General features: G+C 33.3%; 14 protein-coding genes and 1 pseudogene. 2 read left to right on the top strand and 13 right to left on the bottom strand.

The window, feature by feature from the left end:
- Positions 1 to 103 precede the first annotated feature (103 nt).
- From EHQ47_RS16770 to EHQ47_RS16745, 6 genes are all read right to left on the bottom strand, one after another.
- The gene (locus tag EHQ47_RS16770) at positions 104 to 604 is read right to left on the bottom strand and encodes a Pycsar system effector family protein (RefSeq protein ID WP_135777640.1); all 501 of its coding nucleotides are present in this window, start codon (positions 602 to 604) and stop codon (positions 104 to 106) included.
- The gene (locus tag EHQ47_RS16765; protein WP_167483308.1) at positions 601 to 1,317 is read right to left on the bottom strand and encodes an adenylate/guanylate cyclase domain-containing protein; all 717 of its coding nucleotides are present in this window, start codon (positions 1,315 to 1,317) and stop codon (positions 601 to 603) included. Before EHQ47_RS16765 ends, EHQ47_RS16770 begins: the two co-directional genes overlap by 4 nt.
- Before the next feature lie 224 nt (positions 1,318 to 1,541).
- The gene (locus EHQ47_RS16760; RefSeq protein ID WP_135777638.1) at positions 1,542 to 2,210 is read right to left on the bottom strand and encodes a hypothetical protein; all 669 of its coding nucleotides are present in this window, start codon (positions 2,208 to 2,210) and stop codon (positions 1,542 to 1,544) included.
- Between the two features lie 12 nt (positions 2,211 to 2,222).
- Complete coding sequence (locus tag EHQ47_RS16755; RefSeq protein ID WP_135777637.1) at positions 2,223 to 2,555, bottom strand: hypothetical protein; 333 nt, start codon at positions 2,553 to 2,555, stop codon at positions 2,223 to 2,225.
- 208 nt (positions 2,556 to 2,763) lie between these two features.
- Complete coding sequence (locus EHQ47_RS16750) at positions 2,764 to 4,224, bottom strand: nucleotide-binding protein (RefSeq protein WP_135777636.1); 1,461 nt, start codon at positions 4,222 to 4,224, stop codon at positions 2,764 to 2,766.
- 217 nt (positions 4,225 to 4,441) lie between these two features.
- Positions 4,442 to 4,879: a HepT-like ribonuclease domain-containing protein gene (locus EHQ47_RS16745; protein WP_135777635.1), complete on the bottom strand. Its 438-nt coding sequence runs from the start codon at positions 4,877 to 4,879 to the stop codon at positions 4,442 to 4,444.
- Between the two features lie 257 nt (positions 4,880 to 5,136).
- Here EHQ47_RS16745 and EHQ47_RS16740 point away from each other — a divergent pair, with 257 nt between their 5' ends.
- Both EHQ47_RS16740 and EHQ47_RS16735 read left to right on the top strand, forming a co-directional pair.
- Positions 5,137 to 5,415, top strand: a complete 279-nt coding sequence (locus EHQ47_RS16740) for a transposase (protein ID WP_100736198.1) — start codon at positions 5,137 to 5,139, stop codon at positions 5,413 to 5,415.
- Between the two features lie 11 nt (positions 5,416 to 5,426).
- A pseudogene (locus EHQ47_RS16735) lies at positions 5,427 to 6,296 on the top strand (IS3 family transposase); the annotation flags it as partial.
- Positions 6,297 to 6,816: 520 nt separating this feature from the next.
- Here EHQ47_RS16735 and EHQ47_RS16730 read toward each other — a convergent pair.
- From EHQ47_RS16730 to EHQ47_RS16700, 7 genes are all read right to left on the bottom strand, one after another.
- Entirely contained in the window at positions 6,817 to 7,863 is a 1,047-nt protein-coding gene (locus EHQ47_RS16730; RefSeq protein WP_135777634.1) for an SIR2 family protein, read from the bottom strand.
- A 195-nt stretch (positions 7,864 to 8,058) separates the two neighbouring features.
- Positions 8,059 to 8,466, bottom strand: coding sequence for a hypothetical protein (locus EHQ47_RS16725; RefSeq protein ID WP_135777633.1), 408 nt, complete (start codon positions 8,464 to 8,466; stop codon positions 8,059 to 8,061).
- A gap of 1,073 nt (positions 8,467 to 9,539) precedes the next feature.
- Positions 9,540 to 10,520 carry a PIN domain-containing protein gene (locus tag EHQ47_RS16720; RefSeq protein ID WP_135777632.1) on the bottom strand — a complete coding sequence of 327 codons (981 nt, stop codon included), beginning with the start codon at positions 10,518 to 10,520 and terminating at the stop codon, positions 9,540 to 9,542.
- 183 nt (positions 10,521 to 10,703) lie between these two features.
- The gene (locus EHQ47_RS16715) at positions 10,704 to 11,054 is read right to left on the bottom strand and encodes a hypothetical protein (protein WP_135777631.1); all 351 of its coding nucleotides are present in this window, start codon (positions 11,052 to 11,054) and stop codon (positions 10,704 to 10,706) included.
- On the bottom strand, positions 11,047 to 11,475 hold the full coding sequence (locus EHQ47_RS16710) for an acyl carrier protein (RefSeq protein WP_135777630.1): 429 nt from the start codon (positions 11,473 to 11,475) through the stop codon (positions 11,047 to 11,049). Before EHQ47_RS16710 ends, EHQ47_RS16715 begins: the two co-directional genes overlap by 8 nt.
- 219 nt (positions 11,476 to 11,694) lie before the next feature.
- Complete coding sequence (locus EHQ47_RS16705) at positions 11,695 to 12,339, bottom strand: hypothetical protein (protein ID WP_135777629.1); 645 nt, start codon at positions 12,337 to 12,339, stop codon at positions 11,695 to 11,697.
- Between the two features lie 585 nt (positions 12,340 to 12,924).
- Entirely contained in the window at positions 12,925 to 13,752 is an 828-nt protein-coding gene (locus EHQ47_RS16700) for a hypothetical protein (protein ID WP_135777628.1), read from the bottom strand.
- Positions 13,753 to 13,838 lie beyond the last annotated feature (86 nt).

The following is a 13,838-nucleotide window of genomic DNA, read 5'->3' as shown; positions in this document are numbered from 1 at the left end:
CGTTAGCGTCGGCGCGTCTTCTTGCGGAGCGAGAAGCGTGACGGAGAGGAATGTGGCGTAGCCCAAGCGAGGCCTTGTGCCGAAGCGAAGCGTTTCCCCGCTGTTATGCGACGTGTTCGATGGTTTTGTTTAGAATTATCAGAAAAAATCCGAATGCAATTAGAGAGAAAAATAGTATACTTCGTTTCACCCACTTCATTTTTATTGATGCGATTTTGCAAAGAGAATACAGTTGTTGCTCGTTTTCGTTTATAATTTGTTTTTTTGATAGTCTATTTAGTTTAGATTCAAAATTCTCAAAAGATAGTTTAGCTAAATCAAATATAAATAAATCACTTGGATTTTCCATTATATATGATTTGCGATTTAATCTTGGATTTAATGCAAAGATACTACAAATGATTCCCAAAAGAGTTCCTGAAAAATAACTTAGAAAACCTATAAATTCTCCATTACATGAAATTACAGATGGAAATGAATTTGTTGCTAGTGTTAAAGCTGCAAGTGCACCGTAAATTGTTAATAAAGCTGTTGCTTTTGTGTCAGCTGAATTAATCCAAGTTACAGATTGAATTGTTAGATTTTGTCGAAATTCGTTTTTCATGGTAAAGTATCTGTCCTCATAAAGATATTTACTGGTACTGAGCCAACACCTTTTAATTGAAGAGTATCATTTGAAATGAACCATTCAACATGGTAATTTGAATATGGAGGCAGAATTCTGATTTCAGACCGGATGTTATTAAATAGAACTGCAGGCATTATGATTGCGCCAGAAGGACATGCATTTTCTAGTCGGAATAATTCTGTAAGCGGTGTGCCAATAATTGTAAGTTCTCGGTGTTCGCGATGCCCAGTGTAACCGAAAAAACAAGAACCAAAGGTAATTGCTGTTTTCAATTCTACTTCACCACCAAATGCTCTTTCTACAGCTACCGTTAAATCTTGGGCTGCATTAAACGTCCGTAGTAGAGTTTCCTTTGTTGTTTTTTCAGCAAAAGGTTCTCCAAATACCGCAAGTATTGCATCTCCTATATATTTCTCTACAATCCCTCCATAACTAGTTATGATTTCTACCATTTCTGCATAGTAAATATCCAAAAAGTCCTTAATCTGCTTTGGTTCCCAATTTTTAGTAATATCAGAGAACGGACTCAAATCGCACATTAATAGAATACAATTAGCTTGAATTCCGATTTTCAGGGGTTCTTCTAAATCCGGAAATTTTTTAAAAACTTCAGGTTCTGAAATTCCTTCGTTTAGAACATTCAGGGCTTTTCTTAAGTTATTTACTGGATTATTAATGTATTCTTTCATTAATCTCATTTTTGTTTCCTTGGGATATATATTTTTGAACATGTCGCATAACGAATTAGCCTTAACGACGTTCCCCGACCCTGAGTCCCAACGGGACGTTAGGGACTGGTCACGTAGCTTGCGTATGCAAGCGAGTGCCAGAAGGGGAATGTGGCGTAGCCCAAGCGAGGGCGAAGTCCCGAAGCGAAGCGTTAAGGTGCTGTTATACGACGTTTCGCACATACTTAATTGCTACTTAGATGAGTTAAGCATTTTCCTGAATTTGGTCTTTTTAAAATGAAGTTTATTTTTTTAATTCCCAAAGTAAAATCAGTTATTTTGATTTCTTCGTTATTAATCCATTTGAGTTCATCTAAATTTGAATTATAACACAATTCGATTACTTGTTTCATTAAACTGTTATGACTTTTTATTAAAATAAGGTATTGGGAAGCGCCTAAACCACCTTCGTCAATATACTTCTTTTTGAGAATGTGTTCTTTATTTTGTGAAAATATATCAATTTCTTCAATATGATTGTTTGTATTTTTAAAACAAAAAAATAGGAATAAAAATAATATCAATATTGTGATAAATATAATTTCTAATAAAATTTCGTAAGTATTGAATTCAAATTTCAGAATAGAAATTGTATGTAAGGAAAGTAGGGTAGAGAGGAAGTAAATATTAGTAAAGTTTCCATTCAAAAGGAATAGCGGACTTAAGAAAAATAGGGTCTTTTGATGTAATTCTAATTTACCTTTTGAAAAATTAAATATAGTAATAGAAATAACTGCAAGTAATGTTATATTAAGAAACCCAGGAATATTTGTGAATGTGATATAATATGAATTAATTGAAAGTAATGCAATAAAGGCTAGAAGTATACTTTGTGTTACTGTCAATATTTTCATCGTTCGTCTATTTTATGACTTAAGCCAATTGTTAAATTGTTCCTTATCTTTTTTTTCTAATTCTAAGTATTCTTTTTTATTGGTAGTAAATCCTTGTTTCATTTTATTTGGATTCTCTGCCCAAGCGAGAACATCTCTATAATCTTTGTTGGCCACTGTAACAAGTTGCTTGATTCTATCAATATTACCATTAGAACATTTAATGATAGAGAGAAAAACTCGATCTTTTTCTATTTTCCAATCCTCGAATCTACATTTTTCTAGTTCAATAAATACTTTCTCCTGAATTTTAACGTCAGGGAAATATTCCTGTATTTTATTATTTAAGATCTTTTTATAATCCATTATTTTTATTACAATCAGTTGCTGCGAAATGTCCTATAACGAACTAGGCTAATCGACGTAGGCTGACCCTGAGTCCCGACGGGACGTTAGGGACTGGAACGACGCTTGCGCAAGCAAGAGGAGTGCCAGAAGCCTATGTGTCGCAGACCGAGCGAGGGCGCAAGTCCCGAAGCGAAGCGATTCGCCGCTGTTATGCGCTGGCATATTTCTAGAGAGATAAATCGTTTAGAATTTCTCCAGATGCTTTTGATTTTGCAGTTTTAAGTATTTCTAAAAGTTTTGTCATTTCAGCCTGTTTCGCTTTATAGACAATGCCAAGTTTGTTATGAGTGTAATCGGATTTTTTATCTATATTTTGTGAAAGAATTAGGAATTTTTCAGAAAGATCATATAGACTCTTATTATAGTATAAATTTCCTATATTTGCAAGTATCCATCCTTCACCTCCTTTAGTGAGTTCATTAGCTTTTTCATATGATTCTAAAGCAAGATTATAGAATCCTAAGTCTAGGTAGGCATTCCCTAGTAAGCAGTGGTAGGTGGAATTATTTTTATACGTAGATAGTAACTCTTTGTACAGTAATATGGTTAAATCTTTGTGATTTAAATCATAGGATAATTTAGCAAATTCATAGAGAATGTTTTCGTTTTTAGGGAATTCATTGAAGGCTTTAAATATATTTTTTATAGCTTCTTTTTTCTTGTCAATTTTCGATAAGAAAGTAGAAAGTTTTATATAAATCTCAGGATCATTCATTTGTTCCAATGACTTTTCAAGTAGTTGTAAAGTTTGATCTTGTTGATTAGTTTCCCATAGGCAATCAGCCTTCAACAAAGTTAAATTTATTTTTCGTTCACAGTTCAATAAACCTTCATCAATAATTTTTAAAGCTTTGCTGAATGAGTTTGACCAATATAATGTGCGTGCATAACTATAATAGCTAATATTGTTCGTTTTATTGTCTGAAATTAATTTTTCATATTCTTGACTACCTTTTACGGTATTTTTTTGATATTCGGCATAACATAAACTACCTTTAAGTTGTATTTTCGAGTCTTGGTCTTTTTCATATCGTATTTTTTTCTTTAGTTCTGTAATTGCTGCATCATAATCTTTTTTTATGTGTAGTAGTTCGATCCAATTCTCAATTTTATTTTTGTCTTGTGTATCAATTTGATTTTTAGTTTCAGGTTCTTGTTTTGTTTTTTCAATCACGCCTAATTTTAGGATTGAATCTCTTAATTTATGTGAGGCACTTCCTGTGCCAGCTTGTAAATTGTTGTCCGATCGAGATGCTTCATACTTTGCAGGTGTTACACCTATTAAATCAGTTGGAAGATGAAATTCTCTATTATCAGGAATTATTACGAAACATCGTTTCCTTCCTAATCTTCCAATAAAGAGTCCAAGTTCGAATAGCACATTGTCTCTTACTGCTAAATCTTTTTTCCCTCTTATTTTTATATAGTCGTCAGGAGAGAATACAAATGTTCCAAAATCGCATGTGTCTAGAATTGTAAGAAGAGATTCTAGAGTAGATTCAGATAAATTAAACATTCCTTGATCCCACACTGTAGTTTCTGCTACAAATTTCAAATTTTCTTGGATTGCGTAAGCTACACTCAAACCTTCTACAGATGACCCTATAAATAATCGTGGTTTTAACATTCTATAATTCTTATCCTTTGGATTTTTAATTTAATGTAAATATGCTTGCGCATAACGAATTAGACTAACCGACGTAGGCTGGCCCTGAGTCCCGAACGGGACGTTAGGGATTGGCACGACGCTTGAGTAAGCAAGAGGAGTGCCAAAAGCCTATGTGTCGTAGACCGAGCGAGGGCGCAAGTCCCGAAGCGAAGCGGTTAGTCGCTGTTATGCGAAGTTAATTCTTTTTTATTTTTTCTAAAATACTCATAATGAGATTGACAACATTTGTAGCATCTTCCTTTGAGATTTTTGAATCGCCATGGACTAATTTGTTCCGAATTTTGTAATACTCTTTAAGCTTAGTGTATTCTTCTAGCTGAATATATTTTCTTGAGTAGAGGAAATCAAATATTCTTGTATAGGTATTTTTATGAAATGGATATTCATTAACTAGCGTATTCATAATCTGGTTTGTTTCTGCTTCTAGAACCGAGAATGCTGAAATTGTTGCAGCCCTGAATTCTTTTTTGCTGAGTAATCTTATTGGTTCTTTCTCTAAAGACTCAGCAAGAGATTCAGCAAATCTTTTAAGCCAATCTGAAATTTGGTTAACGAATTCATAATCATTGTAAAAATCATTATTATATTTTCTTATAATTGCAATATCATTCATCAAATTATTTACATCATGGATATTTAAAAGGTTATCAATATTATTGAAGCCTTCGTTTTTAATAATAATAATTTTTTTGTTTTTTTGGTTAAGCGCAACTCCTAATTCACTTAATAGATTAGTATTGGATTCTTGAAGATCTATTATAATTATTTGGGATTTGCTTATAAGTGCATTTATTTTTGCTAAGATCGTATTGAAGTTCCTAACAGATTATATACTCGACAATAGGCAACAAACGACTACAAGAGGTTGCCATGAAGCGGAGAAAACAATACACAACAGAGTTTAAGAGAGAATCGGTTCAATATTTAATATCAAGCGGGAAATCCCAAAACTTGGTATGCGAAGAACTAGGACTTCCCAATGGGATACTAGGCAGATGGAAAAAGGAACTAGATCAAAATCAAACAGAGACAGGATCTTTTCAAGATGTTCGAGACAAGAGGATCCAGGAACTTGAAAGAGAAGTTCAAAATTTAAAACAGCAGAGGGATATTTTAAAAAAGGCAATGGGCATCACTTTAAGTCCTTAGAAGATAAATATCTTTTTATGAAAGAACATAGGGAAACCTGTGGTTTTTCTATCAAAGTGATGTCCGAAGTATTAGATATAAAACACAAGGGATTTTATCCTTGGTTGAAAAAATCGAAGTTGATTCGAAATCAAAAAAGCGTAGAAATCTTATCTGAAATTAGAAGATTCCATAAGGGTGATCTACTTTCTTACGGAAGTCCAAGAGTTCAGAAAGAACTAAAAGCAAGGGGAATTAAGGTGAGTATACCCACGGTGGCAAAAATTATGCGGGAAAATGGGATTAAAGCCATTACAACTAGGAAATTCAAGCCTCCTGTGACGACAGATTCAAATCATGAAGAAGCAATTAGTCCAAACTTGCTTGAACAAAACTTTGAAGTATCAACACCAAACACAGTTTATGTGAGTGATATTACCTACATTCCCTATTTGTTTGGATTTCTATATCTATGTAAATTCAAAGATATATGCACAAAGAAGATTGTTGGATGGGCTGTTGACACTCATATGAAAACTTCTCTCGTTATGAGAGCTTTTGAAAATGCCGTTGAGAACCAAAAACCAAACGAGGGACTTATCATCCATTCTGATAGAGGGAGCCAGTATGCGAGTAGAGAATTTCGTGAACAGCTAACATCAAAAGGATTCATTCAAAGTATGAGTAGAAAAGGAAATTGTTGGGACAATGCTCCTGCGGAATCTTTTTTTGCTACATTAAAAAGAGAGTTTACAAACCATAAGAACTTCCATTCTTTAGAACAGGCTCGAACTTCTCTATTTGAGTATATTGAAGTTTTTTACAACAGAAAGCGTTTGCACTCCAAAATTGGATACAAAGCTCCTGTTACATTTGAAAATGAATTTTATGCCTATTCGTGAGTATATTTTTACTTAGGAACTCCATTGGAAAAGAAAAATCTTATTAATCTTCGTATTTAATTCTTCTCTTAAATTTCTTAATTCTTTCCTTTCTTTAGATTTAATTCTTTTGTTTTCCGCTTCCAAGAGCAATGGAGGCCTCTAAAACCTTTCTTAAGAACCTTCCGTATTTTTATAAACGTAATCCCGTAGAAAGACAAAAATAAAGAAAAATACGTTCGTTGGTTTGCTTTTGATCTTCTTGTCTTAACTTCTTTTTGTCTTTCTCTTCTTGAATTTCTTATTCAGCGATTTGCAAAATTCAGCGGAAAACACTTTAACTAATTTCTTCATTAAGATTTTTCGGATATTGCAACTAACGAACTAGTCTTCCCGAAGTTCCCTGACCCTGAGTCCCGGAACGGGACGTTAGGGACTGGCACGGAGTTTGCGGATGCAAACGAGTGACAGAAAGGGAATTTGCCGTAGGCCGAGTGAGGCCTTGTGCCGAAACGTAGCGGGAAGACGCTGTTATACGCAGTTAGTCAGTTTGATAATTCAAACTTTTTAGATATTCCATTCCATCCATTTTATGTATTTTGACGAGATTTTTTGAATTTCCAGCTTTAAGTATTGTTTCAAATTCACTTTCCTTATCATTACGAATGCATGGATCAACAATGTGTATTATTTTTTGCCCACCAAATGGAGCTGTTTCTTTACTTCCCAATCGAAATAAAAATTCAACTGAAGTGTCTGATTCTGGCAACGAGTAACCAATTATATGAATCTCTGGATATATTTGCATTGCAGCTTTTGCTTTTCTCCAAAGGTTCCTCATTATAAAATTTTCGTAAATTTTACCTGCAACGGGAGGTATTAAATATGGGTATAGTTTGTTATTAGTAAAATATAAGGAATCATATTTAGTTCTAAAAATAGTTTCAGAATAGTTTTCAGTATCTAATATTAATTTTTCATATTTAGCGTTTAGAATTTCTTCTGGAGGTAGTCCCCAATTGAGAGATCCATGCAATTTTAAAATCGAACCGCCAATACGCTGAATATGGTCATTGTAAGGCTGGTATGAAAATGGAGGATAAAATGGCATATGATATCCATATATTGGATTCCATTGAGTATTTTTTTGCAAATAATGTTCAATTAATAAATCATAATTAAAACTAATTATAGTTGAATCTGATTTTTGAAAATGAGTTGAAAATGCATTTAAAGTATCGATTTTCCATTTTTCAGTATCTGCAGAAACCAGATTTGGATTTCCATAAATTAATGATATTATACTTATAAGTTCTATATATAAGAGATCATACGTTTGTTTAGGTTCTCCTTCGCTCGAAAAAGGATTGTTATATAAGAAAGATGCAACTTTTTCAAAGTTTATATTGTCTATTGATTCATTGAAAATATCAGATACGAAAGCTCTTAAAGTTTCTTTTTTCTCTAATAACTTTAAATCAAAAGCTTTTTTTATAAGATTATTGGTAAGAGGGAAAATATCTTTGTTATATGAATGACTTAATCCTGCTCCGAATATGTATAATCTGCTATTTGCTTTTGTTTTCATAAGAATTTTGACTAATTGCGTATAACGAACTAGACTTAACGACGTTCCCCGACCCTGAGTCCCTGTAAGGGACGTTAGGGACTGGAACGACGCTTGCAGAGGCAAGAGGAGTGCCAGAGGGGAATGTGTCGTAGACCGAGCGAGGGCGTAAGTCCCGAAGTGAAGCGTTAAGTCGCTGTTATGCGACGAAGTCGGTTATTTATTTAACGGATTAATATCTTCGGATATTTTTGATAGTATCTCTGTGATAATTGAAATTGAAAGTGTCAGATTATTTTTCTTTCGAGTATCTTCTTTAAATTGTTCAAATAATAGTGAGATTAAATTTGATATTTCAATAGAGGTGGTTTTGCTAGAATCTATAATATGAAGTCCATAGATCCTTCCTGTAATTTTACCTATTAAATAGGAAACATTTCCATGATCAATGTTTTCTATTTTGCTTTCCTCGGAATCATATTCAATTCGTATATGTAATTTGCTTAAGTTTTCGGACAAGGTTACCCTAGCGTAAATTGGTATATCGCTTGTAGGAACTTTTGTATCGACGAGGATACTGTTTTCTATGTTTTCTTGTTTATCTAAAACAATCGGCATTCTCATTTGATTTCTCCCAGGCTTAGCTATTAATAATTCTTTCTATAATTCGTGTATAAGTTGAAATTCTAGATGCAAATTTGCCATTTGAGGCAAATGGCGATTGATTTTGGTCGGAGTCCAAAATTAAAACTCCATTTATTTCTTGCTCTAGATTCAAAATCGGAATTGAATAGAAATGAGATGACGGTCTACCGAAACATCTAATATCTACTGACTTTTTTATTTTACCTTCCGTTATATATTGTTGTAATTTGCTTTTATCAATGGGACTTAATTTATTCCATTTTTCACTTATTTGCTTCTTTTTTAATTTCGGCAACGAGGCATTCACTGTAGTTTTATTATACCAGGTATTAGGGACAATTCCGTTTATCTCATCTATGTGGTTTGGAATTTGAAAAAAGTGCCCTTATTTTTAAACCCAGGATTGCCATATCGTGAATAAATTACGAGATAATCATTCCAAGGGAATGGGAATTTAAGCAATCCATACAAAATTGCATTATCTTTCCACATTTGCCTAAATCTTAAAATTAGAAGATGAAAAACATAACACCATAAAACTGAGAAATAACTTGATTTCGTGTAAATAGTTATTCTGCATTGCTGTCCTCGAGCTTGAAATTCTTGTTTTTCTAGTAATTCTAAAATTCGTTCAGTAAGTCTTACTTTTATATTTGCAACGGGAAATAATGATAAGAGGACTGTGAGTAGAATCATTAATATCCCACACATAAATCCAAGTTCTATTTTATATGGGAACAGATATATAGAATAGAATTTATTAAGAAGAAAATTTTCTTGGTTAAATGGTGTTACTCCTGCTTCAGTCCAGAAAGATGTGTGCCATAAAATTAGCGCGAACATGGTATTCAGTAGGTTAAGTATTATTTTTCTCATTTAATGTTTCTAGTTTTAGACTTTGTCGCATAACGAACTAGACTAACCGACGTAGGCTGGCCCTGAGTCCCTGAAAGGGACGTTAGGGATTGGCACGACGCTTGCGTAAGCAAGAGGAGTGCCAAAAGCCTATGTGTCGGAGACCGAACGAGGGCGCAAGTCCCGAAGTGAAGCGGTTAGTTGCTGTTAGCCGAAGTGGAATTAGGTGGAATTAAGTTTAAATCTACCAATACAGAATTGTATTTATCTAAAATAACTTGTGTTATTTTTCCTGATATAAGTGTACGAAAGAAATCATAAACATCATCATCGTTTAATATATTATTTACTTGAGAATTACTAAGAGCTGCATTTAACATAATATCTACTTGTTCATCTGTAAATGAATTGAAAGAGCTTAGACTGGCTATCATTTGATGTGTTTTCTGGAATGATCTGCTGCCAGCTAAAGCAATTATAAGTTGATTTTTTTCTACTTCTGATTTTAATTCTATATCCTTTACATGCTTGTTTATGAAATTATTTAGGCTTGAATAAAAAAATAATTGAGACTTTTTAGTTTTTTCCCATTCCTCCTTGAGGAAACTATTAAATTCAAAATCATTCATTTGTGATTTAAAGTCTTTATCGGAGCTTACAAAGAAAATATCTTGACCGTCAGGGACTATTTCTAAAAGTAATTCCCAATTTAATGCATCTCCGTAGGAATTATCTTTCCCGGGAGGATTGCCAAGTTCATATCTTTCTTTTGCTCTCTTTATTTGTGTTGCGTCGTATTCTATAACAGTTGCTGAAGAAAAAATATTTAAAATGACTTTGTCAGCATGTAGATTTTGATTTTGAAAATCAGCGTCTATTTTATTGCACAAATCTTTATGCATTTTATTAAAGGATTTGATATTTTCCATTAAATTTGAGAATTCTTCATAACCTTTGCATAGATTAGGCACTTTTATGTTAATATCTTTAAATTGTTTTAATGCATCCTTTATTTTTGAATCTCTATTTCTTTTTACTTCATTTACTACTTGTCGTGTTAAATATAACTTGATGTCACTAGGAAGCATATCGGAAAGCTTGTTAAATTGGACTAGATCATCATTAGAAAAATGATATAAGTCTAACCAGATATTGGAGTCGATGAATAAGTTTAACATTTTATTCTAGAAATTTATTCCATTTCGGCTAACGAACTAGACTTAACGACGTTCCTCGACCCTGAGTCCCGAAGGGACGTTAGGGACTGGAACGAGGCTTGCGGCGGCAAGAGGAGTTCCAGAGAGGAATGTGTCGCAGACCGAGCAAGGGCGTAAGTCCCGCAGCGAAGCGTTAAGTCGCTGTTATTCGCCGTTTGCCAATTGGTAGATATCATGCTTATTTGTTCTGGCATCTATTAAAATTAATTCATTGTAATTTTGGCTAAAAATGATTTTAAACATACCAGAGTCGCTTGAAATTAAATTTAAATACGGCTCAGTTTCGGATGAGCTATTAAAATAGTAATATCCGATTTTCATAGCTTGCTGACCGCATTTATCTGAAATAGGAAAATGATATGCTAATTCTCCGTTAATGTTCAATATTATCTTACAATTTTTTTTATTTTTGAAATATTTGTTAAATTTTTTTGCTCCAGGGGATGTAGCGCATTGTAAATTAAAAATAATTAGCAATAGAATGATCTTAAACAATTTTTCTATTCACCAAATATATTAAATCTCTAACTGTTTTTACATTTTCTGCGTCGATGTTGGAAATTTTTATATTAAAATTTGATTCTAATGCCTCAATTAACTCGATATCTTTCATTTCGTCGTAAAATTTCCAGATAAAGGATAAGTCGGTAGCGAGATTATCATCTAATCTTAAGTATCCAGCTATTCCTAAATCAAATTCTTCATAAATGCAATTTATAATATTGTAGAATAAATCCTTTTTAATAAAAATTTCATCATTTAGCTCTTCGTATAATTTTTCGATAGAAAAATATTCTCTATTTTTCTTGTAATTTTCAATTTCATTTTTCAGTTTGCGTTTAAATCTTAAATACCTAAAAACAAAATAGGCTATAGATATTGAAATAAAAAGCGTTATAATTAGGAATTTTGACATATCTTTTACTTATGATAAAAAACCTTTTTCTGGCATATGGCGAATAACGAACTAGTCTTCCCGAAGTTCCCTGTAGCCGAGCCTACGAAGTAGGTGTTGGCGTCGGCGCGACTTCTTGCGGAGCAAGAAGCGTGACGGAAGGGAATTTGCCGTAGGCCGAGTGAGGCCTTGTGCCGAAACGTAGCGGGAAGACGCTGTTATACGAAGTTTCGAAAAGACTTAAACACTTTTGATAGATAATATTTGAAGAGTTTCCGGGTCTACAATTGCTTGTAGCTTCAACGAACGTTTGGAATCTATAAAAAAATATTTATCTGGGTCCGTCATCTTTAAATTTAATTCTGGAATCGCTCTTTTGTTTTCTTCCTGAATTTTCTGAGAGTTTTCTTTAATTGTATTCTTTAATTGTGCTTCAATATCTTTGTAATGCTGAAACATTTGGTCAGCTTTCATTATTGATTGGCTAGATGTTCCGGCTGAATTTATACCGCCGCCAAGTGGAAAATAAGATTTTCCATTAACTTCTATCAAAGTGTTTACTCCAGCTTTGCGAAATTCTAATCTTTTTTTGGGATCTAAAGGCTTCTTAAATCCAGAAGAACCATTGTATTCCCAGCGCTTGAGTAAATTGGGAAATTCCGATTGCACTAGCTCTAATAACGCAATATCAGCCCATAGACCGTGACCTGCTAAGATAAGGAAGTATACTTCGATGTCATTAAAAATGCAATAAACAACTTCTTTGGTACTTTTTATTAATACTGGTCGTTTTTGATCAGGTTCAAGACCTAAATGTAAGTGCGTTATACCAAATTCGAATAGAAGACCATCTTGAGCTGTCGGTTTTAGTATTCCTCTACTCATAAAAGGCAATAAATTTCTTCCGTTTTCGATACTTGAAATTAAATTTTTTAAACCTAGTTCATGATTTGGAGGACACGAGAATCTGCTAGAAAAGATTATTTTTCTTGGCTTATCAAAAGGGATTTTTTCTCGTATGTTGAAATATAAGTAAACTTGGTCTTCTCTATATTTTCTTCTCCAATCAGATTTTGAATATTTAAGAAATTCTTCCTTAATGGGAAGATTTAGAGTTTTTAAATGTTCGTTGTTTCTTTTTATTTTCTCAATTTCTGTTTCTTTCCAATTACTTAGAGTTGGAAATTTAAACCCTAGTCTGATTAAGTGATCAATTGTTTTCCCAATATATTCGATAAGGTCGTCTTCTATATCAAGTGTAACATTTATTTCAGAATAATTCGTTTTTTTCGAAATTTCGTATAACGAACTAGGGGAGACGACGTTTCCCGACCCTGAGTCCCGAATGGGACGTTAGGGACTGGAACGACGCTTGCAGAGGCAAGAGGAGTGCCAGAGGGAAATGTGTCGTAGACCAAGCGAGGGCGTAAGTCCCGAAGCGCAGCGTTTCCCCGCTGTTATACGCAGTGTTCATTTTTGCTGTTGATCTTGTTTGATTATGAGGCGAATTGTCGCATGGTATGTTGCCAAATAAAAATGAAACATCCAAGAATACCATATAGATTTGTCATAATTACTTTTTTGGTTTGGATTATGATGGCGTATGGCAAAATTATTAATTATATTAAAAAGCATAGAATCATCTTTGTTTTCTAGCGCTAATTCGAGCTTACTTGTTTTTTTTAACCATTCGAATACTTCTGATAATTCTAGTATAATATTCTTTCGATCTTCGAGTGATTGATTTCTTCTTCTCCATTTCAAAATAGCATTTTCGATCTTTTTATCTACATTTTCTTTGTCAAAGGGGATTATTTCTGCTTTAAAAAGCCCTTCTAGGACAGGGCTACCTAATGAGAGTATTTCACCTTTATCTGATAATTCATAACCACTACCATAGTCGTTAAGAAACATATTTACTAGTTCGCAGTATTCTCGTTTTGCTTTTTCTGGGTCGTATGAATTATAATCTTCGTAAATTTCATCTGATTCTGGATCAAAATGTGTGTTCCACCCTATCGGTTTAGATATGTAATCATAAAGATATTCAATTAAATCAAAAAGATTTGTTTCTGTGATTTTCTCGTTTTCCCATTTTTCAATAGGGAATGGTTGAAATGATAGTTTGAGATCCGCTTCAAGGATTATATCTTGTGGAATTCCTTTTTTGGTAATCTTCGCAAGGTTCTTGAAATAATCTTTTTCAAGAAATAAGGAATATAAACTTTTAACTTTTTGATATAAGTCTTCTTCTGTTAAAGTTGATGATTTGTTTCTTGAGCTATAATATTTTTTCATAGTTTAAATTTATGAACATTGCGTATAACGAACTAGACTAACCGACGTGGACTGACCCTGAGCCCCCGAAGGGGACGTTAGGGCTG

Source organism: Leptospira bourretii (assembly GCF_004770145.1).
In the GTDB taxonomy this organism is placed as follows: domain Bacteria; phylum Spirochaetota; class Leptospiria; order Leptospirales; family Leptospiraceae; genus Leptospira_A; species Leptospira_A bourretii.
This window is presented reverse-complemented; position numbering and strand designations above follow the sequence as displayed.